At 69.5% G+C, this 22,227-nt stretch carries 24 protein-coding genes and 1 pseudogene; 11 read left to right on the forward strand and 14 right to left on the reverse strand.

Annotated features, from left to right (window positions below; all coding sequences use genetic code 11):
- Positions 1-9: 9 nt before the first annotated feature.
- On the reverse strand, positions 10-891 hold the full coding sequence (gene ygiD, locus LDL48_RS39325) for a 4,5-DOPA-extradiol-dioxygenase (RefSeq protein WP_225260276.1): 882 nt from the start codon (positions 889-891) through the stop codon (positions 10-12).
- Positions 892-981: 90 nt separating this feature from the next.
- The gene (locus LDL48_RS39330) at positions 982-2,217 is read right to left on the reverse strand and encodes a PucR family transcriptional regulator (RefSeq protein ID WP_225260277.1); all 1,236 of its coding nucleotides are present in this window, start codon (positions 2,215-2,217) and stop codon (positions 982-984) included.
- Positions 2,218-2,556: 339 nt separating this feature from the next.
- On the opposite strand from LDL48_RS39330, the gene LDL48_RS39335 reads away from it, so the two are divergent.
- The gene (locus LDL48_RS39335) at positions 2,557-3,231 is read left to right on the forward strand and encodes a universal stress protein (protein ID WP_225260278.1); all 675 of its coding nucleotides are present in this window, start codon (positions 2,557-2,559) and stop codon (positions 3,229-3,231) included.
- On the forward strand, positions 3,228-4,157 hold the full coding sequence (locus LDL48_RS39340; RefSeq protein WP_225260279.1) for a universal stress protein: 930 nt from the start codon (positions 3,228-3,230) through the stop codon (positions 4,155-4,157). The genes LDL48_RS39335 and LDL48_RS39340 overlap by 4 nt, the downstream gene beginning before the upstream one ends.
- Here LDL48_RS39340 and mnhG read toward each other — a convergent pair whose 3' ends face one another.
- From mnhG to LDL48_RS39380, 8 genes are all read right to left on the reverse strand, one after another.
- Positions 4,158-4,532: a monovalent cation/H(+) antiporter subunit G gene (mnhG, locus tag LDL48_RS39345; protein WP_225260280.1), complete on the reverse strand. Its 375-nt coding sequence runs from the start codon at positions 4,530-4,532 to the stop codon at positions 4,158-4,160.
- Positions 4,529-4,789: a monovalent cation/H+ antiporter complex subunit F gene (locus LDL48_RS39350; protein WP_225260281.1), complete on the reverse strand. Its 261-nt coding sequence runs from the start codon at positions 4,787-4,789 to the stop codon at positions 4,529-4,531. Before LDL48_RS39350 ends, mnhG begins: the two co-directional genes overlap by 4 nt.
- A complete protein-coding gene (locus LDL48_RS39355) occupies positions 4,786-5,376 on the reverse strand; it encodes a Na+/H+ antiporter subunit E (RefSeq protein WP_225260282.1) in 591 nt (196 codons plus the stop codon). The genes LDL48_RS39350 and LDL48_RS39355 overlap by 4 nt, the downstream gene beginning before the upstream one ends.
- Entirely contained in the window at positions 5,373-6,890 is a 1,518-nt protein-coding gene (locus tag LDL48_RS39360; protein WP_225260283.1) for a Na+/H+ antiporter subunit D, read from the reverse strand. Before LDL48_RS39360 ends, LDL48_RS39355 begins: the two co-directional genes overlap by 4 nt.
- Positions 6,887-7,342 (reverse strand): Na(+)/H(+) antiporter subunit C, encoded by a 456-nt coding sequence (locus tag LDL48_RS39365; protein ID WP_225260284.1) that lies wholly within the window; start codon positions 7,340-7,342, stop codon positions 6,887-6,889. The genes LDL48_RS39360 and LDL48_RS39365 overlap by 4 nt, the downstream gene beginning before the upstream one ends.
- Positions 7,339-10,170: a Na+/H+ antiporter subunit A gene (locus tag LDL48_RS39370; RefSeq protein ID WP_225260285.1), complete on the reverse strand. Its 2,832-nt coding sequence runs from the start codon at positions 10,168-10,170 to the stop codon at positions 7,339-7,341. Before LDL48_RS39370 ends, LDL48_RS39365 begins: the two co-directional genes overlap by 4 nt.
- A gap of 91 nt (positions 10,171-10,261) precedes the next feature.
- Positions 10,262-10,744 (reverse strand): cation:proton antiporter regulatory subunit, encoded by a 483-nt coding sequence (locus LDL48_RS39375; RefSeq protein ID WP_225260286.1) that lies wholly within the window; start codon positions 10,742-10,744, stop codon positions 10,262-10,264.
- 11 nt (positions 10,745-10,755) lie between these two features.
- Positions 10,756-11,217: a general stress protein gene (locus LDL48_RS39380; RefSeq protein ID WP_225260287.1), complete on the reverse strand. Its 462-nt coding sequence runs from the start codon at positions 11,215-11,217 to the stop codon at positions 10,756-10,758.
- Between the two features lie 112 nt (positions 11,218-11,329).
- Here LDL48_RS39380 and LDL48_RS39385 point away from each other — a divergent pair, with 112 nt between their 5' ends.
- From LDL48_RS39385 to LDL48_RS39405, 5 genes and pseudogenes are all read left to right on the forward strand, one after another.
- On the forward strand, positions 11,330-11,839 hold the full coding sequence (locus LDL48_RS39385) for a MarR family winged helix-turn-helix transcriptional regulator (RefSeq protein WP_225260288.1): 510 nt from the start codon (positions 11,330-11,332) through the stop codon (positions 11,837-11,839).
- Positions 11,836-13,098, forward strand: coding sequence for an amidohydrolase (locus tag LDL48_RS39390; protein ID WP_225260289.1), 1,263 nt, complete (start codon positions 11,836-11,838; stop codon positions 13,096-13,098). The genes LDL48_RS39385 and LDL48_RS39390 overlap by 4 nt, the downstream gene beginning before the upstream one ends.
- Positions 13,099-13,227: 129 nt before the next feature.
- A pseudogene (locus LDL48_RS39395) lies at positions 13,228-14,219 on the forward strand (IS481 family transposase).
- A gap of 213 nt (positions 14,220-14,432) precedes the next feature.
- Positions 14,433-14,882, forward strand: a complete 450-nt coding sequence (locus LDL48_RS39400; protein WP_225260322.1) for a thiamine pyrophosphate-dependent enzyme — start codon at positions 14,433-14,435, stop codon at positions 14,880-14,882.
- Between the two features lie 175 nt (positions 14,883-15,057).
- The gene (locus LDL48_RS39405; protein WP_225260323.1) at positions 15,058-16,134 is read left to right on the forward strand and encodes a hypothetical protein; all 1,077 of its coding nucleotides are present in this window, start codon (positions 15,058-15,060) and stop codon (positions 16,132-16,134) included.
- On the opposite strand, the gene LDL48_RS39410 is transcribed toward LDL48_RS39405, so the two are convergent.
- Positions 16,119-17,306 carry a TerC family protein gene (locus LDL48_RS39410; protein WP_225260290.1) on the reverse strand — a complete coding sequence of 396 codons (1,188 nt, stop codon included), beginning with the start codon at positions 17,304-17,306 and terminating at the stop codon, positions 16,119-16,121. The two genes, LDL48_RS39405 and LDL48_RS39410, sit on opposite strands and share 16 nt — an antisense overlap.
- Before the next feature lie 118 nt (positions 17,307-17,424).
- Between LDL48_RS39410 and LDL48_RS45285 the strand changes: the two genes are divergently transcribed.
- Positions 17,425-17,739, forward strand: a complete 315-nt coding sequence (locus LDL48_RS45285) for a PspC domain-containing protein (RefSeq protein ID WP_372472292.1) — start codon at positions 17,425-17,427, stop codon at positions 17,737-17,739.
- Here the strand turns inward: LDL48_RS45285 and LDL48_RS39420 are convergent.
- The 3 genes from LDL48_RS39420 to LDL48_RS39430 all read right to left on the reverse strand — a co-directional run bounded on the left by LDL48_RS39420 (position 17,705) and on the right by LDL48_RS39430 (position 19,513).
- A complete protein-coding gene (locus LDL48_RS39420; RefSeq protein WP_225260291.1) occupies positions 17,705-17,950 on the reverse strand; it encodes a hypothetical protein in 246 nt (81 codons plus the stop codon). The genes LDL48_RS45285 and LDL48_RS39420 overlap by 35 nt on opposite strands.
- A gap of 62 nt (positions 17,951-18,012) precedes the next feature.
- Positions 18,013-18,690: an FUSC family protein gene (locus LDL48_RS39425; protein ID WP_225260292.1), complete on the reverse strand. Its 678-nt coding sequence runs from the start codon at positions 18,688-18,690 to the stop codon at positions 18,013-18,015.
- Positions 18,691-18,856: 166 nt separating this feature from the next.
- On the reverse strand, positions 18,857-19,513 hold the full coding sequence (locus tag LDL48_RS39430) for a trimeric intracellular cation channel family protein (protein ID WP_225260293.1): 657 nt from the start codon (positions 19,511-19,513) through the stop codon (positions 18,857-18,859).
- 374 nt (positions 19,514-19,887) lie between these two features.
- Here LDL48_RS39430 and LDL48_RS39435 point away from each other — a divergent pair, with 374 nt between their 5' ends.
- The 3 genes from LDL48_RS39435 (at position 19,888) to LDL48_RS39445 (ending at position 22,002) form a co-directional block, all read left to right on the forward strand.
- Entirely contained in the window at positions 19,888-20,571 is a 684-nt protein-coding gene (locus tag LDL48_RS39435; protein ID WP_225260294.1) for a CBS domain-containing protein, read from the forward strand.
- A 301-nt stretch (positions 20,572-20,872) separates the two neighbouring features.
- The gene (locus LDL48_RS39440) at positions 20,873-21,373 is read left to right on the forward strand and encodes a universal stress protein (protein WP_225260295.1); all 501 of its coding nucleotides are present in this window, start codon (positions 20,873-20,875) and stop codon (positions 21,371-21,373) included.
- A gap of 89 nt (positions 21,374-21,462) precedes the next feature.
- On the forward strand, positions 21,463-22,002 hold the full coding sequence (locus LDL48_RS39445; protein ID WP_225260296.1) for a DUF488 domain-containing protein: 540 nt from the start codon (positions 21,463-21,465) through the stop codon (positions 22,000-22,002).
- Positions 22,003-22,227 lie beyond the last annotated feature (225 nt).

The following is a 22,227-nucleotide window of genomic DNA, read 5'->3' on the forward strand; positions in this document are numbered from 1 at the left end:
GCTGTCGGGTCAGATGTTGGAGCCGTCAGGCGGTACGCCGACGGACGGCTGCGGGGAGCCACCTTCTCCCTCGGCGTTCGGGCAAGACAGGCCGAGGGTGTACGCCGTCATCGACAAGGACCCGTAAGCGTAGCCGTCGACCAGAACCGCGGAGTCCGCCTCCTTGGTGGCGGTGGCCAGGCCGGCCAGATACAGCGCCGGAATGAAGTGGTCCGGTGTCGGCACCGCGTGCCGGAAGTCGCGATGGGCGTCGAGGGTCGCGAACTCGGTCGGGTCGGTCAGCATGCGTACCTTGGCGTCTTCGTCAAAGCGCTGGGCCCAGTCGTAGCCGTCGTCGGTCAGCTTCCAGTTCATCCCGCCCAGGTTGTGCACGATATTGCCGCTGGCGACGATGAGCACTCCGCGCTGCCGCAGAGCGGCGAGCTTCGCGCCGAGCTCGAGGTGGTAGTCCAAGGGCTTGCTGGCATTGATGCTGAGCTGCACGACCGGGATGGAGGCATCGGGGAAGGCGTGCACCAGCACCGACCAGGTGCCGTGATCGATGCCCCAGCTGTCGACGTCGGCGCCCACCCAGGTCGGGTGGACCACATCACTGACCTCGGCGGCGAGCTCCGGCAGCCCGGGCGCGGGATACTGCACCTCGAACAACGCCGGCGGGAAGCCGTAGAAGTCGTGAATCGTCCGAGGCCTTGGCATCGCGGTGACGGCGGTGGCGTTGATGAACCAATGCGCGCTGATCACCAGGATGGCGCGGGGGCGGGGTGTCGCCGCGCCGAAGGCCTTCCACGCGGTGGTGTACCGGTTCACCTCGAGAGCGTTCATCGGGTTGCCGTGTCCGATGAACGCGGCAGGCATCAGTACGCCCGGGGTGTTCTGGGTGGCTGGTTGCACGTCCGGCCCTCCTCGTTCACGGTCCGGTCGGACGGCGTGGCGCCGTTTGCCCGGCAGCGGTCAGCGTAGTGCTTGACGGCCGGTCAAGGATCAGGCAGGAAGGGGCAAGGGCTCCTGCGGCCAGTTGAGAATCTTGGCGCCGAGCACCGCCGCCTGCAGCGTGAAGCGGTGCTCGGGATCGGCCGGGTCGTAACCTGTCAACGTCTTGACCCGGGCCAGCCGGTACGTGACGGTGCGTACCGACACGTGCAGCCGTTTCGCCGACTCGGTGGCCACCGCACCGGTGGCGAAGTACGCCGCCAAGGTGTCGAGCAGCGGTTCGGCGCCGCCGCGGGCCCGCATGAGTGGGGTGAGGACCGCGTGGACCAGGTCCACGATGGCGGGTTGGTCGCGGAGCAGCACCCGGTAGATGAGCAGGTCGTGAGCGTTGATGACGGGGGTGTCCGTGTGCAGCCGACCGGCCATGGTGAGCGCTTCGCGGGCCTCCTCGTAGGAGCGGGCGATGCCGTACAGGCCGGGATGGGCTCGGCCGACGGCGACCCGCCAGGGACGTCCGCGGCGCAGCCGGCTCAGCTCGCGGTGCATCAGCCGGCCGAGTTCGTTGCTTGCGTCCAGGCCAGGTGACTCCCGGCCCGCTGCTGCGGCATCGGCTGGTGCCAGCACCACGAGCAGTCCGTCCTTGGTCGCCACCAGGACGTCACGGTCGCCGAGCCGGTCGAACATGACCGCTTCCAGAGCGCTGATCGCCGCATCGGCGTCCGGCAGCCGACGGCTGGGCGCGGCCAGCGCCACCTGGTGGACCCGGGCCAGGTCCAGCCCGAACGGTTCGGCCCGCTCCACCAGGGCGCCCAGATCGGAGTCTCCGCGCAGCAGATCGTCGATCAGTTCACGGCGCAGCGACTCCTCCCGGCGCACCAGATCACGTCGCGCGACCGCGTACCCTTCGGCGAGGGTGGCGACCGCGTCGTCGACGACCTGCAGGACGGCCGTCGCGGCGGCGCGTACCGCCTCCCGGTCTCGGGAACGCACCACCATAGGCAGGTCCTGCCACAGCCGTCGTGCCGCGGACAGGTACAGCTGCACCACCCTTCCCGCGGAGATGCCCTGCTCGGCGGCGCGCCGTCCGAGCACACCGACAGCGTCCAGCTCGCGCCGCTTGGCCCGGCGTCCGTGGGTGGCCGCGTCAGCGAGCAGCGGCAGATAGTCGCCGAGCAACTCCACCGGAACCCCGCCGGCGTCACGGCTGGCCCCCTCGGCGACCTCGACCAGCCACGCATCCGCCGGCCCTGCCCCCGCGGGCCGGCGCCTCCGAGTACTTCCGGTCATCTCTGCCTCAATCCTGAACCGTCGCCCGCGGGCCGCCCTGGCCAGGGGAGGAGTGACGCACTGGCGCCACCCAGACTGGATCAGCCGCTGTTGCCGATAGTCGGCAGTCTAGACCCGTGACCGCTCCGAGATCCCATTCGGAGCACGCCGCGAGGAACGAGCGATTGCTGGAGCCCGGCAACCAAGACGGCCAGACTCGGCCGTACACGGCCATGCCGTTCGCGCTCTCGCCGGCGCAACCTGGAATGAGCAGGCCAACGGATGTGCATGGTGCCCAACACCGATCCGCGCCGCGACTCCTCCGCTCAGTGAGGAGGTCTGACCCACCAAGGAGGAGCCGTGTTCACGACCATCGCCTGGGCCACCGACGGATCCGCGTCGGCGACCGAGGCGCTGCCCATCGCAGAAGGCCTCGCGCGGGCCACCGGCGGCAAGCTGGTGATCATTCATGTCCAGGAGATCACCATCGGCAGGTCCGGGTTCCTGGCCGAGGACAACAGCGCCGTGCTGGCTTCACTGCACCACACGGTCCGGCGATTGCGGGACGACGGCTTCCACGCCACTCTACTGTCGTCCGAGACCACCACCCGCAACGTCCCACGGAAGATCCTGGATCTCGCCGGCACTGCGCATGCTGACGTGCTGGTCATCGGGAGCCGACGGCACGGATCAGTGGTCAAACTCCTGCTCGGCAGCGTCGCCAACCGCCTGCTGCAGGCCTCGTCGATGCCGATCATCACGGTGCCCTCCCGGTCGGCGGCGGCAACACCGCCCGTCCGTTCCGATGACACGATCCGCCGGGACATCGAAGACCGCGTCCCGGACCGAACACGGTGGATGGAGCAGGGTCAGGTACGCGCCTCCGTCAGTGAAGGGGTCGTCACCCTCACCGGCTCGGTGGGCCGGCGCACCACCGGGGCTATCGCGGTGCGGCTGGTCTCGGAGATCCCCGGGGTGATGTCCGTTGTCGACAATCTCGACCACGACTTCGCCGACAAGGGAGGTAAGCGATGAACCACCCGCTGATCGTGGTGGGAGTCGACGGCTCACCCCATTCGGACACGGCGGTCACGTGGGCCGCCACGCGCGCCCGGCAGACCGGTGCCCGCCTGCTGCTCCTGCACGCATACGACCTGCCGATTCCCGTGCCGACGACGCCCCTGGCGGTACCGATGCCGCCCCTCACCGCCGACCCGGCAACGCATGCCATGCGGGCCGGCGAAGCCGTCCTGGCCGCGGCGGTCGACGTGGCTCACCGCCATGGCCACGACATCGACGTGACCACTCGACTCGGCATCGGTGGTGCCGCACCCGCACTCATCGATGCCTCCGCCGAATCCGACCTGCTCGTCGTGGGGTCGCGCGGCCGCGGCGGGTTCACCGGTGTGCTTCTCGGCTCCGTCAGCATCCAGGTCTCCGCCCACGCCCACTGCCCCACCGTCGTGGTCAGTGACCAGCTACCTGCCGCAGGCCCGGTGGTGGTGGGTGTCGACGGGTCCGAGGCCGCACACACCGCGCTGGTCTTCGCGTTCGCCGAGGCCCACCGCCTCGGCACGGCGGTCATCGCCCTGCACGCCTGGAGCCTGCCCCTCCCGACCGGGCTCGCCGACGCCGCCGCGGTGGCTCTGGCCGACGACCACACCCGACTTCAGTACCACGACGCCGCACAACAGGTCCTCACCGACGCGTTGGCCGACTGCCGGCGACAGCACCCGAGCGTGCCGGTCGACGAACGCCTCATCACCGGAACGCCGGTGGAAGCCTTGCTCGAAGCCGCCACCGAACCGGCGATGATCGTCGTCGGTTCCCGCGGGCGCGGCAGTGTCGCCGGCCTGCTGCTCGGTTCGACGAGCCAGGCCGTACTGCACCACGCAACCTGCCCCGTCGCCGTCATTCGCACCGGACAGGCCGTGTCACCAGAGTCGCTGCCTAATCGGTAGCTACACCACTCGGTCGCCCGGGCCTGGGGCCTCGCCGGCGCGGTCGCCGGCCAGTTCGTCGACCACGAGCAGGTCGGTGCGGACCTGCCGGGCCCGATACACCGCCCGCCCGACCATGTGTGCGGCGACCGGTGCGGTGGCAAGCTGGAACACGCCGACCAGGACCAGGGTCGTGATGTCGATGGTGTTCTGCAGCCGCAGCGCCGTGCCGGCGAGGATGAGCAGCAGCCCGAGGACCTGAGGTTTGGTGGCCGCGTGCATGCGCGAGAGCAGGTCGGGGAAGCGCAGCAGGCCGACCCCGGCGGCGAGACTGAGCAGCGCTCCGGAGATCAGGCAGGTACCGGCGAGAATGTCGGCGACGAGGTCGGCGGTCATCGCCTGCTCCGTGGGGAGAACCGGGCGACGCTGACCGAGCCGATGAAGCCGAGGATCGACAGGACGACCAGGATCGGCAGCGACGTCGCGTCGCGGGTGTAGGCGGCCTCGGCGGCGATCGCGCAGATCACGATGGCGAGCAGCACGTCCACGGCCACGATCCGGTCCAGCGTGGTCGGCCCGCGCACGATGCGTACCAGCACGAGCGCGACGGCCGCGCACAGCAGCGCGGACACGGTGACCCCAACGACGATCATGTGAGTTCTCCCTTGCCGGCGGGGACCGGGTGATCCAGCATCCGGATCTCGGCGTCGGAACCGATCGCCCGCACGATCCGGGCCTCGGTCTCGTACACGTTGCGGCGGAACGCTTCCACCGCGGCGCGGTCGGCCACGTTGATGACGTGGATGTACAGCGTGGTGGAGGCCTGGTCGGTGTCCACGATCAGGCTGCCGGGCACCAGCGACACGGCCTCGCCGGTCAGCGTGAGCACCAGATCCGACGGAACCCGCAGCGGCACCCGGATAATGGCGCTACGCGGCTGGTGGCCGAACCGGAAGGCCAGCACGGCCAGCTGCACGCTCGCGACCACCAGGTCGGTGAGAAACCGCCAGGCGAAGTGCAGCAGCCCCAGGAGGCGGAGGCGCCCGGCGAATATGACCGGCGGCAGCGGGAACACGACGAGCACGACGACAGAGACGGCCAGCCCACTGATCAGGTTGGCCCAGGAGAAGACCCCCCAGAGCAGCATCCACACCATGACCAGCACGGTCACCGCCACGGCCCGGTCCCGCCACCGGGACCGGACCGGCACCGCAGGCGGCGCGGCGGCGTCGTTGTTCATGGCGACTCCTCGGCGAACACGGCGCGCACGTACGGTTCCCGGTCGAGCAGTTCCGTGGCCGCCCGGGTCGTGACGTCGAACAAGGGCCCGGCGACCACGGTGAGTCCGGTGCCGAGCAGGACGAGCGCGAGCGTCGAACCCACCATCAGCCGCGGCAGCACCCGCCCCCGGGCGGCGGTCCGGGCGGACGTCCCGGCGCGAGGGCTGCTCCAGAACGCCAGGTTCCAGACCCGACCGATCGCGTACAGGGTGAGCAGGCTGGTCACCACGCTGCCGGCGACGAGCAACCAGGCCAGCGCGCCGCCGTCGGCGACGCCGGCCTGCAGCAACCCGAGCTTGCCGAGGAAGCCGGAGAACGGCGGGATGCCGGCGAGGTTCAGCGCGGGCAGGAAGAACAGCACGCCGAGTACGGGCGCCAGGCGCGCGAGTCCACCGAGCCGGTCCAGGGTCGTGGTGCCGCCCCGGCGTTCGATCAGCCCAGCGGCCAAAAACAGCGTGGTCTGGATGATGATGTGGTGCACGACGTAGAAGATGGCCCCGGACAGCCCGGCACTGGAGGCGAGCCCGATCCCGAACAGCATGTATCCGATGTGGCTGACCAGGGTGAACGACAGCAGGCGCTTGATGTCCGACTGCGCCACCGCACCCAGGATCCCGACCGTCATGGTGAGCAGCGCCGCGACCAGGACGATGTCGGCGGCCGGGCCGTCCGGGAACAGCAGCGTCTGGGTGCGGATGATCGCGTAGACGCCGACCTTGGTGAGCAGGCCGGCGAAGACCGCGGTGACCGGCGCGATGGCGGTCGGATAGCTGTCCGGCAACCAGGCGGACAGCGGAAAGACGGCCGCCTTGATACCGAAGGCGAGCAGCAGCATGCTCTGCAGGCCCAGTTGCAGGCTGTCGGGCAGCGCGTCGAGCCGACCGGCGAGTTGCGCCAGGTTCAGGGTGCCGGTGGCGGCGTAGATGAGGCCGATGGCGGTCAGGAAGATCAACGACGACAACAGGCTGACCACGACGTACGTGGTGCCGTCCCGGATGCGGCTCTTGGTGGCGCCGATCGTGATCAGCACGTAGCTGGCGGCGAGCAGGATCTCGAAGCCGACGTACAGGTTGAACAGGTCTCCCGCCAGGAAGGCGTTGGTGACGCCGGCAGTCAGGATGAGGTATGCCGGGTGATAGACCGCCACCGGAGTGGAGCCGTCGCCGTCAGCCAGGCCCTGGCCGATCGAGTACACCAGGACGCAGAGCGTCACCGCGGCGGAGACCACCAGCATCAGCGCCGCGAGCCGGTCGGCGACCAGCACGATGCCCAGCGGTGCCGGCCATCCGCCGACCGTGACGACCAGCGGGTCACCGCCCGCGGTGAGCGCCAGCAGGGCGACCGCCACCCCGAGGGTGGCACTCAGCACGAGCACACTCACGGTGCGCTGCAGGTTCGGGCGCCGCCGGATCAGCAACGTCAGGGCGGCGCCGAGCAGCGGCATGATCACCGGCAGCGGGACGAGCCACGTCATCGCGGCGCCCCTTCCACGGCGGCGTCCTCGGCGGCCGGATCCTCGACCGCCGGATTCTCGGACTCCGGTGTGTCCTCATCCTCCAGGCCCTGGTCACGTTCGGCCCGCGCCATGATCCGCCGGTCCTCGACGTCGTCCTGGACGTCGTCGTGGCCGGTCAGGAACCAGCTGCGGTACGCCATCGCCAGCAGGAACGCGGTCATGCCCAGGGTGATCACGATGGCGGTCAGGATCATCGCCTGGGTCAGCGGATCGGCCATCTGCGGCTCAGGGGTGACGCCGACGATCGGTGGCCCGCCGTAGGCGCCGCCGAGCAGGATCAGCAGGTTCACCCCGTTGCCCAGCAGCGTGATGCCGAGGATGACCCGGGTCAGGTTGCGTTCCAGCAGCAGCGTGACGCCCGCGGCGAACAGCACACCGACCACGATCACCAGCAGCAGATTCGGGCTCATACCAGTTCCTCCTCGCGCCGGGCTGCCGCGTCCCGCTCGGTCTGCTCCTGGCGGTCCACCTCGGCGCCGAGGCTGCGCAGGATGTTCAGCACCACCCCGATGACCACCAGGTACACGCCCACGTCGAAGATCATCGAGGTGACGAAGTGGACGTGGCCGAGCACCGGCAGATGCCAGTCCAGCAGGGTGCTCTGCAGCACCTCACCACCGGCGACCGCGGCGGTCAGGCCGGTGCCCAGCGCGACGAACAGGCCGGCGCCCATCACCGCACCGGCGTCGACCGGCGCCGCCACGTCCAGTTCCCTGCGGCCACCGGCCAGGTACCGCAGCACCAGCGCCAGCCCGACGACCAGGCCGCCGGCGAACCCGCCGCCGGGTGCGTTGTGACCGGCGAACAACAGGTAAATCGAGAACAGCACGATGGTGTGGAACACCAGCCGGGTGACCACCTCGAGGATCGGCGAGCGCAGGCCGGCGTCGAGCGTGTGCCCGGCCATCAGCCACACCTGGCCGCGCGGCGGAGTCGGCAGGAGCGGACGGCGCGCGCCACGCGGGATGCGCCGCGACCCGCCGCCGTACACCAGGCTGGCGACCCCGACGGCGGCCACCAGCAGCACCGAGATCTCGCCCATCGTGTCCCAGGCCCGGATGTCGACCAGGGTCACGTTCACCACGTTGCGTCCCCCGCCGTACGACACGGCGGGCTCGGCGAAGCCGGTGGAGATGGCGACGGCCTGACGGCCCGCGGTGGCCGCGTAGGCCAGGCCGGAGACCACCGCGCCGACCGCAACGCCGATGGCGACCCGGATCCGCCGGCTGGCCACCAGCGGCCGCACCGAGAAGTGTCCCGGCAGGCGGCGCAGCACCAGCACGTACATCACCATCGTGCACGTCTCCACCAGCATCTGCGTCAGCGCCAGGTCGGGAGCGCCGTGCAGGATGAACAGCATCGCCGTGGCGTACCCGGTCACGCCGACCAGCACCACCGCGGCCAGCCGGCGCCGCGCCCGGGTGGCGAATACCGCCGCGATGATCAGCGCGGCCGACGGGACCAGCTGCAGCGGGGTGTCCCACAGCCGGAACTCCCCCGGCAGCGGCCAGCCGGCCAGCAGCGCACCGCCGCCCAGCAGCACCAGCACGACGAGAATCGTGCCCAGGTAGATCGGCAACGAGCCGCGCTGGGTGGCGCCGGTGACCTCGACCGCGAGCCGCCCCAGCCAGCCCGTCGCCCGGTCGTAGCCGACTCCCCCGTCCACCGGCAACCGCACCCGCCGCCACCACAGCGTCCGCGCGGTCATCGCGAACACCGCGGCGCCGCCGGCCAGCACCAACGCGGACAGTCCCAGTGCCGGGGTGACACCGTGCCACACCGCGAGGTGGTAACCGCCGGTGTCCGGATAGGTGTCGGCGTACCCGGCCAGCAGGCCGTCGAGCGCCGACGCGGCGAGCCCGGCCACCAGGCCCGCGACCGCCAGGAGCGCCGCCGGACCGAGGAACGACCACGACACGCGACGGACCGCCGGCGGCGCGACCCCGGGCTTGTCGGCGAAGGCGCCCCAGAGGAAACGCAGCGTGTACGCCACCGTCAGCGCGGACCCGCAGACCACCCCGGCCAGCACCGCCCACTCCCAGGGATCGCCACCGAGAAATGCTTCGAGGATCGCCTCCTTGCCGACGAACCCGGCCAGTGGTGGCACACCGGCCATCGAGAGCGCGGCGAGCACGGCGACCACCCACACCGCCGGCGCCGAACGCCGCAGGCCGCTGAGCTCCCGCAGGTCGCGCGTGCCGGCCGCGTGGTCGATGATGCCCACCACGAAGAACAGCGCCGCCTTGAACATGGCGTGGGCCAGCAGCATCATCGCGCCGGCCAGCGCCGCGTCCCGGAAACCGGCGCCCAGCGCCACCGTCAGCAGACCGAGCTGGCTGACCGTGCCGTACGCCAGCAGCAGCTTCAGGTCGTGCTGACGCAGTGCCGTCCACCCGCCGAAAAGCATGGTCACGATGCCGGCGACCAGCACGACCGGTCGCCACGGCGCGACACCGGCAAGCACCGGCCCGAGCAGTCCCACAAGGAACACGCCGGCCTTCACCATCGCCGCGGCGTGCAGGTAGGCGCTGACCGGCGTCGGGGCGGCCATCGCCGCGGGCAGCCAGAAGCTGAACGGGAAGATCGCCGACTTGGACAGTGCGCCGAGCAGCAGCAGGACCACCGCGACCGCCAGATAGCCACCGTCCGGGAGCGCCGAGGCCACCTGGGACCAGCGGTAACTGTCGGCGTGTTCGCCGAGCATGATGATGCCCACGAGCATCGCCAGCCCGCCCAGCGTGGTGACGATCAGGGCCTGCAGCGCGGCTCGCCGGCTGGCCCGGCTGGTCGGGTCGTGCCCGATCAGCAGGTACGAGAAAACGGTGGTCAGCTCCCAGAAGACATACAGCACGACGAGGTTGTCGGACACGATCAGGCCGAGCATGGCGCCCGCGAACCCGACGAACACCCCGGCGAACCGGCCCAGGTCCGGTTCGCCGGGCGCGAAGTACCGGGCACAGTAGATCAGCGCGAGCGCGCCCACGCCGCCGACGAGGAGCACCATCAGCCAGGACAGCGAGGTCATCCGCAGGGCGACGTCCACATCGAGCTGCCCGGCCCACGGGTACGTCTCGGCGACCGCACGGCCGTCGCGCAACGCGGCGGTGTGGGTCAGCGCCCATCCCAGCCCGGCGGCCGGCACCACGGCCAGCACATAGAACGCCCGCAATCCGAGCAGGCGCACCAGGCTCGGAGCCAGCAACGCGGCGAAAAGATGTGCCGCCAGCAGCATCAGCATGCGTGATCCTCCCCCTGCCTGCCGACGGCTCTCGGTCGCCTGGAGTACCCACCCCCAGGTAAGTAACCTACCGGCCGGGGCCGGCATGCGCTCAGCCGTTGATCAACACATCGCGAAGCCCGGTGACGGCCGCGGCGTCTCCGACGGCCACGACCCGGTCGCCGCCGCGGAACTCGAAATCGGGTGTGGGCGACGGGAACGCGTGACCGTCCCGGACCACCGCCACGATCGACGCGCCGGTGCGGGTACGCGCGCGGGTGTCGGCCAGCCGGCGCCCGCAGTACGGCGAACCGGCCGCGACCGGGATGCGCACGGTCTCCACCCCGTCGAGGCCACCCGTCAGCTCGGTCACCTGGTCCACCACGATCGGCAGGTCGAGCAACTGGGCGACGGTCCGCGCCTCGGTCTCGTCCAGCGCCACGGTGTGCAGGACCCGATCAGGGTCCACCGGGTCGTAGGAGACCAGGTCCCGGCGGCCGCCAAGGTGCGCCACCACGCCGATGCGCTGTCCCTCGGCGGTGCCGAGGGTGTACGACAGTCCGAGTCCGGGCAGTGCGGCCCGCTCCAGTTCCATCACGCCTCCGGTCAGTTCCGGTCCAGCGCGCGGACCGCTTCGACGGCGTGGGCACTGTCGACCTCGACAGCGTATTTCTGTGCGTGCATGGCGGTGGTGCTGGCGAAGTCGCGACGCCCGTCGGTGGCCCAGTGGTTGACGAACCCGACGACGGCGCCGGCGGCGGCACCGATCAGCAGACCACCGAGCGTCATGGCGGGCCACGCCGCGCCGGCCACGAACAGGCCGAGCAGCAGGCCCGTGAGCATGCCGAGCCAGGCACCCAGCGCGGCACCGAGCAGGGTCGACCGGGTCTTGGTCAGGCGTCCCATCACCTGTTCGACGCTGTGCAGCCCGGTGCCGACGATGCGGACTCGTTCGACCGGGAAGCCGACGTCGGACAGCCGGTCCACCACTCGTTCGGCGTCGCGGTAGGACATGAACTCGCCGAGCCGGTAGACGTGGTCGTCGGTGCGGTCCGTGCGGAGGATCAAGGTCGCCGTGGGGACCATGGTCTGTTCGCCTTCCCTTCATATCGTTGGCATGCCCCAACCATATCCCAAGTAGTTGGTTGGTGCAAACCACCTATGGGGTACGATGAGCCACATGGAGCAGGACCGCACCTCCGCCCAGCAGGTCCAGGATGCGTTCACCAGGCTGATGCGGTGGGCGCACCGCGGCGACGTACGCCGGTCACTACTCGGCGCCGCCGCGCATGCCCTGTCCCCCAACGACGTCATCCTGCTCCGTACGATCACCGCCCACGGCCCGGTCCGCGTCTCCGACCTCGCCTCCTGGCAGCGCGTCGATAAATCGACGGTCACGCCGCAGGTGCGGCGGCTCGAGGACCGCGGCCTCGTCGCCCGCCAGGGCGACCCCGGCGACAAACGCGCCGCCCTGCTCACCACGACCGACCACGGCCACCGCACGCTCCGGGACATCGACCAGGCAGGCGTGCACCTGTTCGACAACGCGCTCGACAGCTGGCCGGATCCCGACCGGCGCGCCCTCGCGGCGCTGATGCAGCGATTCGTCGACCACCTGGCGGACGTGCCGCAGCCCAGCCCCCTGCCGCCAACGAAACACCGCCCCTCCAGCGGCGAGGGGGCATCGTGACCACCTCGTCGGCCGCGTCTGCCGTACTGGCCGGCTGGGCCGGCCTGCGCGCCGAACAGGAGGAGCTCTACCGCTCCCTGCACCGGCACCCCGAGCTGTCCCACCAGGAACACCGCACCGCGGAGGCGGCCGCCGACGGCCTGCGCCGGGCCGGGTTCCGGGTCCACACCGGTGTGGGCGGCACCGGCGTGGTCGGGATCCTCACCAACGGCGCCGGCCCCTCGGTGCTGCTCCGGGCAGACATGGACGCCCTACCGGTCCGGGAACGCACCGGCCTGCCCTACGCGAGCGCGGTCACCGCCACCGACGCCGACGGCAACGACGTCCCGGTGATGCACGCCTGCGGACATGACGTCCACGTGGCGTGCCTGCTCGGCGCCGCCCGCCTGCTTGCCGGCAAGCAGGACGCCTGGCACGGCACCCTTGTCGCCCTGTTCCAGCCCGCGGAGGAGACCGGCGACGGGGCCCGCGGCATGGTCGACGACCACCTGGCCGCCATCATCCCCAGTGTCGACGTGGCGCTCGCCCAGCACGTCATGCCCCTGCCCGCCGGCCAGGTCGGCACGCACACCGGCCCGGTCCTGTCCGCGGCGGACAGCATGCGGATCATCGTCCACGGCCGCGGCGCACACGGATCCATGCCGCAAGCGGCCGTCGACCCGGTGGTCCTGGCCGCGATGATCGTGGTCCGGCTGCAGACGGTGGTGGCCCGCGAGGTGCCGCCCACCGAGACGGCCGTGCTCACCGTCGGCAGCATCCTGGCCGGCGCCACCAGCAACGTCATCCCAGACTCCGCGCAGTTGCTGCTCAACCTGCGCACCTACCGCGACACCACCCGCGACACGATGCTGGCGGCCATCCGCCGGATCGTGACCGCGGAGTGCCAGGCCTCCGGGTCACCACGCGAACCCGAGTTCGAACTGTTCGACCGGTTCCCACTGACCGACAACGACGCCGCGACCACCGAGCGGGTCGCCGCGGCCTTCGCGGACCATTTCGCCGACCGCGCCGGACTCATCGGGCCGCAGTCCGCCAGCGAGGACTTCAGCGACATCCCCCGCGCCCTCGGCGTCCCCTACACGTACTGGTGCATCGGCGGGATCGACGCCGAGACATACCGCCGCGCCGAGGAGACCGGCCGGGTCGCCCAAGACATCCCGGTCAACCACTCGGCGGCATTCGCTCCCGTGCTCCAGCCCACCCTGCGCACCGGAACCGAGGCGCTGGTCGTCGCCGCACTCGCCTGGCTCGCCCGCTGAACACCGTCACGGCGTAACTAGATGTTCTGTCCACGGACGTTGGTAACGCGTCGGAAGTCCTGAAACGGGTGAGGACCTCCAGGTGAAGTGGAGCTTGCGACAGTTCCACACCACACCCAGGAGGTCCTCGTGCCCCACGCTAACGCTGTCCTGACCGAACGTGGCCGATTGCGGCTGGCCCGGTGCGTCGTCGACGAGCGGTGGCCGTTACGGCGGGCCGCGGAACGCTTCCAGGTCAGTGCCACGACCGCGAAACGCTGGGCTGACCGTTACCGCACGCACGGGCCCGCGCGGGCATGACGGATCGGTCCAGCCGGCCGCATCGCAGCCCGAACCGCACGCCCCGCCCGGTCGAACGCCGGGTACTGCACCTACGCCGCAGCAAGCGCCTCGGCCCGGTCCGGATCGGCTGGCGCCTGGGCCTACCTGCCTCCACCTGCCATGCGATCCTGCGCCGGGCCGGCGTCGCCCGTCTGGCACACCTGGACCGGGCCACCGCCGAGCCGGTCCGCCGCTACGAACACGCCGCGCCCGGCGACCTGATCCACGTCGACGTCAAGAAGCTCGGCAACATCCCCGACGGCGGCGGCTGGCGCACCCAGGGCCGCGCCCAGGGCAAACTCAACCGCACCGCCACCGCCGAACACACCACCGACACTTACGGCGGTGCCCGGCTCGGCTACGCCTACCTGCACACCGCCCTCGACGACCATTCACGGCTGGCCTACACCGAAATCCTCGGCGACGAGACGAAGGAGACCGCTGCCGGGTTCTGGCGCCGCGCGCATGCCTGGTTCACCGACCACGGCGTCACCATCAGCCGAGTGCTGTCGGACAACGGCTCCTGCTACAAGTCCCGGGTCTGGCACACCACCTGCGCCGAGCTGGGTGTCACGGTGAAGAAAACCCGCCCGTACCGTCCACAAACTAACGGCAAAGTCGAGCGTTTCCACCGCACCCTTGCCGACGAATGGGCCTACACCAAGCCCTACACCAGCGAGAACGCACGCAGGAAAGCCCTACCCCGATTCCTGCACACCTACAATCACCACCGACACCACTCCGCCGTCGGCGGCCCACCCGCCAGCCGCGTTCCCAACCTCACCGGACAGAACAACTAGAGCTCGTCATGAGGACGATCGTGGTGGCGGTTCGACGGCAGCGCGCTGGCCCGCACATCTGGGCGCCGCGGTGCAGCGCATACTGCGCGACGGCCACGCGGACGACACCCGCATCGACGCGTTCGCCCGGTCTGCGGCCGCGGACCGGTGTAGGGCTGGATCAACTCCTGACGAGACGCCGAGAACACCTACGCCCATCTCGGGCGGCAGGTCATTGCGCTGTCCGGGGACGGCGGTTTGCCGATGCTGCTCGGAGAGGTGCTCACGCTGTCCCAGCGCAAGCTGCCAGTCAAGATCGTGGTGTTCAACAACGGCGCCTTGTCGTTCGTGGACTTGGAGATGAAGGCGGCCGGCATTGTCACCTTCGGAACCGAGCTGATCGATACTGACTTCGCCGCTATCGCCGGCGCCGCGGGCATGTTCGGCGCGCGGGTCGAGAAGCCCGACGAGCTGGAGGGCGCGTTGCGTGAGGCGTTCAGCTATGACGGGGCGGCTCTGGTCGATGTACGTACCGCTCGCCACGAGCTGGCGCTGCCAACGAAGCTCACCCTTCGGCCAGATCAAAGGCTTCTCCCAGGACGCGACCAGGACTCCTGTCCGGCGGGGCCGCCGAAATCATCGAGCTCGGCAAGACGAAGCCGTCGCCAGCGGGAAATCGAGTAGCCTTCACCCCGGCATCCGTGGCTGCTGAACGCCGCAGGCGATCAGTACCTCCTGAGATCCAGGCCGCCGGGATGCACGTTCGGCCTCCTCGATCACGGCGCCGCCGATCGGCGAGTGCCACTTCCCCGGCGAGTGCCAGCGTATCGCGTGCCGAGGAGGCCACCCGGTGACCGCAATGACAACGGTCCTCTTCGCCGTGGTCGGCGCGAGGTTCCTGATTCCGTTGCTCATTCCGCGGTATCCCCTACCGGCCATCGTCGCCGCGCTCGTCCTGGACGGCATCGATCAGACGATCTTCCAGTCGTTCGGCTTCGACCCGCCCGGATATCAGGGCTACGACAAGGCCATGGACGTGTACTACCTTGCCATCGCCTACCTGTCGACCATGCGCAACTGGGTCAGCCGGCCGGCCGTCGCCGTCGGCCGGTTCCTGTTCTTCTACCGCCTTCTCGGCGTCATGGCGTTCGAGCTGACTGAGTGGCGGCCCCTGTTACTGATCTTCCCCAACACCTTCGAGTACTTCTTTATCGCGTACGAGCTGGTCCGGTTGCGGTGGGACCCGGCCCGCCGCCGGGCCACGTCGTGGATCACGACGGCGGCGGGCATCTGGGTCTGCGTGAAGCTGCCCCAAGAGTACTGGATCCACATCGCCCAGCTCGACGTGACGGACCTGGTACAACAACACCCGCTGAGGGCGACCGCCCTGTTCGCATCCGTCGTCTGTCTGGCCTTGATAACGTGGTTTGCGGTCCGGCCACGGATGCCGGCTCCCGACTGGCCCTGGCGCATCACGGCGGATCCGCTCCCCCACGGGATGGGCACAGCTGCGCGGCGGAGCCGCTGGGTCGCGGCACGGGGACGGCTGCTGTCCGTGGCCACCGCGGAGAAGGTCGTGCTCGTCGGGTTCCTGGCCGTGATCTACGGGCAGGTGCTGCCAGGACGGCAGTCCACCGACACCCAGCTGTTCCTGGGCGTCACCGTCTTCGTCGTCGTCAACGCCGCGGTCGCATTGTGGGCGGCCCGCGGGGCACACACCCTGGAGTCACTGCTTGCAGCATTCGGCGTCCGCCTACTGATGAACGCCGGTCTCCTCGTGCTGGGCGGCCAGCTGCTCCGGCTCGGCGGCGGCCAGCTCAACCGCGCCAACACACTCTTCTTCATCCTGCTGCTCAGCCTGGTCACGCTCCTGGACGACCGGTACCGGCCGGTCTACCAGGCTCGCTTCCCACCCGAGCGTCAGCGTTCGGCGTAGGAGTCGGCGGCGTGCGTGTCCCGCGCCCGGTAGAGCAGCGCCATCAGCTTCTCCTCCTCGCGGACCCGCGCACGGTACTTCTCCGGCAAACTCTTGATCACCTCGATCTCGCCCACCAGCTTGGCGTAGATCTCCTCCCGGCGGACGAGGTCGTTCTCGATCTCCAGGTACTCGGTGGCATGGCGCCGTGCCGCGGACACCGCATTCTGGGCACGGCCCTTGGCACTGAAGATCGACGCGAGGATGGTGACCGTGAGGATGCCGAGGATGAGGCTCAGCGACAGGCCGGTGCCCATCTCGGTCACCGGGACCGGCCGGCCGTCGTTGATGAACGGCACGTTGTTCTCGTGCATCGCATGCAGGACGAGCTTGACACCGATCAGCGCGAGGATGGCAGCGAGACCGTAGCTCAGGTAGATCAGCCGGTCCAGCAACCCGTCGATGAGGAAGTACAGCTGACGCAGGCCGAGCAACGAGAACGCCGTCGCGGTGAAGACGATGAAGACGTTCTGGGTCAGCCCGAAGATGGCCGGGATGGAGTCCAGCGCGAAGAGCAGGTCGGTGCCGGCGATGGCCACCATGACCAGCAGCATCGGGGTCATCACCCGCGTGCCGTCCCGGACGGTGAACAGCTTGTCGCCGTCGTAGGTGTCGCCGGTGTGGAACAGTTTCCGGGCCAGCCGGACCATGATGTTGTCCGCGGTGTGGCTGTCCTCCCCCTCCGGCTTGAGCAGGTTCCCCGCGGTGATCAGCAGGATGAGGCCGAACAGGTAGAAGACCCACGCGAACGAATTGATCAGCGCCGCGCCGAGAAAGATGAACCCGGTCCGGGCGATCAGCGAGAACACGATGCCGAAGAGCAGAACCTTCTGCTGGTCGGCGCGCGGCACCTTGAAGCTCGTCATGATGATGAGGAACACGAACAGGTTGTCGACGGACAGCGCCTTCTCGGTCACGTACCCGGCGAAGTACTCCGCCCCCATGGTCGTGCCGCCGAAGATCCACGTGCCGATGCCGAACAGGATTGCGATGCCGACGTAGACGGCCGACCAGCGGGCCGCCTCCGCCAGGGTCGGTATGTGCGCCTGACGTACGTGGAAGACGAAGTCGAACAGCAGTAGACCGGCGATGCCGGCGATCGTGAACGTCCAGACCAAAAGGGGTACGTCCATTGCCTGAGCTCCGGTTCCGGTAGGGGCAAGACGACGCCGGGCCCGCAGCCGCCATCGACCCGCCGCGTCGCTGACAGTTACCCATCCTCAGCTCGTCCTACACGGACGCTCGACAGGGATGATGATCGCGGGCGTGTGCGCAGCCGTCGCTGACCGCTTCGGCCTGTCGCGCGCACTTGTTCGGGTCGCGTTCTTTTTGGAGTCGGCGAACTGGGTACATCGTCGTTTGAACTTCTCACCACGTGTGCGGACTGCTGAGCCGGGCAGACCGCGTTCGTGGGCGGAGTTCAGCTCGTCGAGGTCCACGCCGGGATGTGCCCAGTCCCGCCGGGGCTCCGGGGTCACCTCTGATGGCAGTCACCCTAGCCCCCGGAAAGCCGTGCAGGCCTCCAGCGCACTCAGTCGTCGCGCCGTGTCGGAGGTGCATCACTGAACGCCTCCTCCGGGTTGACCCCGGCGAAGACCATCACGTCCCCGGCGAACATCCGGATGCCGGCGTACGCGGCGGCGAGCGCGGAATGTGCGGGAACCTGCCCTCCGTGCTGGATCAGCCACGTCACCAGATCGGCGACATGCTCGGTGACGTTCCGCCGGATGCTCTGGTCTCCTGGGTCCTCGGCGAGATTGTCCATCGCGGCCGCCAAGTCCCGAACGGTGCCCACGAGCCGGGCGCGGAGGGGCCCGTGAATCACCGTGACCGTACGGGTCAGCATGAGGCAGCTGCCGACCAGAAGATCCAGGTGGTCCGCGCGTTCCCGCTCCGCCACAACCAGGCTGGCCCGCCGCCGCCACGTAGGCGCGTGCCCGTGATCCGGTCGCTGGCAATCCGAGTCGTGCCCAGCGCCGTAAGCTCGTCCCGCAGGTCTCGTAGCTTCGTCGTGGCGGCCTCCGCACGCTTTAGGTCTGCGTGCTCGACTGCGTCGCCGGTCATCCGGAGGCCGTCTGCCAAGCTCGACAGCACAGTGGCTTCCGCGCGTCTGAGCAACCGCAGTGGCTCTGGAGGGAACAGCAGCTGGCTGAACGTCAGGGCGACCGCAGCCCCGATGACGGCGTCCACCAGCCGGTCCCATCCTTGCTGCGGGTGACCGAGTACGGTGACCAGGATTGCGCCAACGGCTGCCTGCGCTCGTACGATCCGGGCGTCGTCCACCGTCCGTGCGAGCAGCATGGCGAGGAATGTCGCCGCCGCCAAGGTCCAGGCGCTGCCTGCTGCCAGCCAGACCGCCGCCCCTCCGACCGCTACACCGATGAGCACTCCGGCCAGTAACCGCACCGCGTTCGACCCACGGCGTCCCAGCGTGGCGTTCAGCCCGATGACCGCCGCGACCGGGGCGAAGAACGGGTGCGCGTGGCCCGCCACGCGCACCGCTACCAGCCAGGCCACGACCGCCGCTGCGCTCTGCTGTGCCAATGGCCAGGAAGTACTGATCCACCGCTGCGACCTCGTCCGCGCCATCGGACCGCCCTACTCCGTCCCCGCGGTGGCCGGCCGATCGCCGGGCCACCACATTCTGACTCATGAGGTGCCCGTCAGCACTCCGTGCGTTCGCTCAGCCGAGCTGCCGGCCACCCTTGCCCTGAGCCGCAGCCACCCTGGACACCGGAGCCCAGGCGCTGGTCGTCGCCGCCCTCGCCTGGCTCGTCCCGCTATCCATCGTCACCGCCCGACGCCGGCGACGGCTCGCGCCGGTACCAGGCGATTTCGGCGCGTCGAGACTGAACCGCAGGCCGACCACCCGGATCAGGAAGCACACCGCGGCCGCGCAGAGCGCCGCCGGGGCGCCGAGCACATGGTGGACACCGCCGCCGTCGGCGGCAACAGCCAGCGCTGCGCCGATCAGAGCCGGGATCGCGTACAGTCCCCGGCTCAGCACGCCCGGGACCCGCCGGATCAGTACGTCCCGCAGCGTTCCGCCGCCCACCGCGGTGATCGCCCCGAGGATGATCGCCTGCGCCGGGCCACCGCCCATCTCCACCGCCTTGGCCGCCTCGGTGACCGCGAACAAGCTCAGCCCTGCCGCGTTAAGAAGGTCGATCGCCCTGGTAAACCGGCCCGACCAACGGCTGAACAGGAACACGGTCAATCCTCCACCGACCGCCACGGCCGGGTAGCGCCAGTCGACGAACGTCGCCGGCGGCAGAGCACCCAGCAAGACATCGCGGACAATGCCCCCACCGACCGCGGTGATCATGCCCAGGGTGATCACCCGACGATGTCCACGTGTGTCGCGCGGACGGCGGTCAGGGCACCGTTCAACGCAAACGCGAACGTCCCCGCCAGGTCAAGCACCAGCAGCACAGACGGATCAGGCATAGCCTTGGTCTACCGCATCGCCCATCCGAGCCCCAGACCGGACGAACCCACGCGCGCCCGCACCGCCCTCGTCGTGCTGGACAGCCCTTCGATCCAGAGGTCACGGCTGACGCATGGTTAGTGCCGATGTCCGGCAACCAAACTCGACGATCCTCGCCGTCAGTGGCCATGACCCTGCCGACAGTCGGCGAGCATGCTGGAGGTATGGAAGCCGGGCAGCCGCGGCGACCCTGCGCAACCGCTGCCCGTCGACAGGAGAGACACACCATGCCGCGATGGCGAGCCAACGACGTGATGACGACAGATGTGGTCACCGCGACCACCGATACCTCGGTCAGCGAACTGGCCGATCTGCTGACCGAACACCGGATCAGCGCCGTGCCGGTGGTCGACAAGGGTGGCCGGGTACTCGGAGTGGTATCGCAGGCGGACCTGATAACGAAGGTGCCCGCCCGACCGCAGTACGCCGGACGCGCCCGACCCGGAACGCCGCCGCGCGCCGGTGATCTGATGACCAGTCCAGCGGTGCGGGTCTCCGCACGGGCATCACTACCGACGGCGGCCCGCACGATGGCGAACAGCAACGTCAAGCGCTTGATCGTCACCGACGACCGCGGCCGCCTCGATGGTGTCCTGTCCCGCGCCGACCTGGTGCGGCTTCACACCCGTTCCGATGACACGATCCGCCGGGACATCGAGGACCGCGTCCTACGCCGGACCTTGTCGATGGAACCGGGACAGGTACGCGCCGCTGTCAGCGACGGAGTCGCCACGCTCACCGGCGCCGTGGGCCGGCGCACCACCGCGGCCATCACGGTGCGGCTGGTCTCGGAGATCCCCGGAGTGGTGTCGGTGGTCGACAAACTCGACCACGACTTCGACGACACCAAGCTGGCCCGTTCCCGGGTCGGCCGTACGCACCCGTTCAGCGCCCACCCCTTCGACCCCTGATACACCACGACCCAGACGAGGGAGTTCCGATGAAATCACACCGCCCGAACACCGTGGTCGTCATCAGCGCGGTGGTTGACCTCGCTGTCATCCCCGCTGTCCTGCGTGGACTCGAGCAAGGCGCCGTGTTCGCGACCGTGGCTGGTCTACGACCGTCATAGAAGCGTGTCCGAAGCGGCGAAACCGAGAGGGGTCCACGCTCCGACCCGTACACCGAGGCAGGACCCGGACGCCAACGTGCGCCAGGGAAGCGGTGCAGCATGACGCGTAGCGCTCACCAAGCCATCAAGAGAGGTACACAATGGGCAACTCGCTGATCGTGGTCGGAATCGACGGCTCTCCCCATTCGGACACGGCAGTCGAGTGGGCCGCCACCCGCGCCCGGCAGACCGGCGCACGCCTGCGGCTCCTGCACGCTTACGATCTGCCGGCACCCGTACCGTCGATGTCGTTGGCCGCCGCGACGCCGTCATCCATCGCCGACCCCGCAACCTATGCCGCGCAGGCCGGCGAAGCCGCCCTGGCCGCGGCAGTCGACGTGGCCCACCGCCACGGCCGGGACATCGACCTGACAACTGAACTCGGCATCGGCGGCGCCGCACCGGCGCTCATCGACGCCTCCGCCGAATCCGACCTGATCGTCGTCGGGTCGCGCGGCCGTGGCGGGTTCACCGGCCTGCTGCTCGGCTTCACCAGCCAATCCGTACTGCACCACGCCGCCTTTCCCGTCGCAGTCATTCGCACTGGACAGGCGGTGTCACCAAATCAAGACCAACCCGCTTCATCCGCTTACCATCCGTAGAGATGTCAGTAGCCAAGCCACCTACCCGCAGCGGTCAGTGTCGACGACCGTGCCGGGCGTCGATGCGGAGAACGAGGAAACCACACATCATGGCGACGCTGCTGATGACAGTTGGACACGGGACGGCGACTGAGGACGAGCTCGTCACGCTGTTCCGCGGGGCGGGCCTGCGTCGACTGACTGACGTTCGCCGCTATCCCGGCAGCCGGGCTCATCCGCACGTGTCCCGGGACCGGTTGGTGCAGTGGCTGCCGGCATGCGGAATCAGTTACCGCCATGAGGAACGCCTTGGCGGGCGGCGCCGGCTGGACACCGAGTCCCCGGATTCGTGGTGGAAGGTCGCGGCGTTCCGTGCCTATGCCGGCCACATGCGATCAACTGAGTTCCTCGAGGCCATCGATCAACTGACCGCCGAGTTTCAGGCCGAGCCGACGGCAATCATGTGCAGCGAATCGTTGTGGTGGCGGTGTCACCGCCGCTTGGTCGCCGACTTCCTCACCATCGCGCGCGGACTGACCGTCTGTCATCTGGACCACCACGGCAGGCTCGCTCAGCACCGCGTCTCTGGCGGAGCGCGGCTGACGCCCGGTGGGCTGCTGTGCTACGACACCGCCGTGACCGACAGTTGATGAACCGCGCCAACCATCCGGTCACTGGCTGACTGCGGGCCGGTCAGTCAGGGGTAATGGTGGCGTTCCGCGTCGTGCCGTCGGATGCGCGCACGCTGACCCTGATGGGATTGATGCAGCTCGGCGACGGAAGACGGATAATGACAATTAACCGTACGCGTTGCCGATGTCTTGATCACCGGCTCACCGCGCCGAGTAGGAGGTGCCGCTCCAAATTCGCCTCCG

This window comes from Jidongwangia harbinensis (assembly GCF_020216025.1).
Lineage (GTDB): Bacteria > Actinomycetota > Actinomycetes > Mycobacteriales > Micromonosporaceae > Actinoplanes > Actinoplanes harbinensis.

Bases quoted from the DNA above. Each gene is read 5' to 3' on its own strand.
- LDL48_RS39375 (WP_225260286.1), bottom strand. From the start codon at position 10,744: ATGGAACTGGAGCGGGCCGCACTGCCCGGACTCGGACTGTCGTACACC.
- LDL48_RS45285 (WP_372472292.1), top strand. From the start codon at position 17,425: ATGATGATCGCGGGCGTGTGCGCAGCCGTCGCTGACCGCTTCGGCCTG.
- LDL48_RS39435 (WP_225260294.1), top strand. From the start codon at position 19,888: ATGCCGCGATGGCGAGCCAACGACGTGATGACGACAGATGTGGTCACC.
- LDL48_RS39340 (WP_225260279.1), top strand. From the start codon at position 3,228: ATGAACCACCCGCTGATCGTGGTGGGAGTCGACGGCTCACCCCATTCG.
- LDL48_RS39410 (WP_225260290.1), bottom strand. From the start codon at position 17,306: ATGGACGTACCCCTTTTGGTCTGGACGTTCACGATCGCCGGCATCGCC.
- LDL48_RS39405 (WP_225260323.1), top strand. From the start codon at position 15,058: ATGACAACGGTCCTCTTCGCCGTGGTCGGCGCGAGGTTCCTGATTCCG.
- LDL48_RS39385 (WP_225260288.1), top strand. From the start codon at position 11,330: ATGGAGCAGGACCGCACCTCCGCCCAGCAGGTCCAGGATGCGTTCACC.
- LDL48_RS39360 (WP_225260283.1), bottom strand. From the start codon at position 6,890: ATGACGTGGCTCGTCCCGCTGCCGGTGATCATGCCGCTGCTCGGCGCC.
- LDL48_RS39440 (WP_225260295.1), top strand. From the start codon at position 20,873: ATGGGCAACTCGCTGATCGTGGTCGGAATCGACGGCTCTCCCCATTCG.
- LDL48_RS39365 (WP_225260284.1), bottom strand. From the start codon at position 7,342: ATGAGCCCGAATCTGCTGCTGGTGATCGTGGTCGGTGTGCTGTTCGCC.
- LDL48_RS39445 (WP_225260296.1), top strand. From the start codon at position 21,463: ATGGCGACGCTGCTGATGACAGTTGGACACGGGACGGCGACTGAGGAC.
- LDL48_RS39370 (WP_225260285.1), bottom strand. From the start codon at position 10,170: ATGCTGATGCTGCTGGCGGCACATCTTTTCGCCGCGTTGCTGGCTCCG.
- LDL48_RS39350 (WP_225260281.1), bottom strand. From the start codon at position 4,789: ATGATCGTCGTTGGGGTCACCGTGTCCGCGCTGCTGTGCGCGGCCGTC.
- LDL48_RS39330 (WP_225260277.1), bottom strand. From the start codon at position 2,217: ATGACCGGAAGTACTCGGAGGCGCCGGCCCGCGGGGGCAGGGCCGGCG.
- LDL48_RS39355 (WP_225260282.1), bottom strand. From the start codon at position 5,376: ATGAACAACGACGCCGCCGCGCCGCCTGCGGTGCCGGTCCGGTCCCGG.
- mnhG (WP_225260280.1), bottom strand. From the start codon at position 4,532: ATGACCGCCGACCTCGTCGCCGACATTCTCGCCGGTACCTGCCTGATC.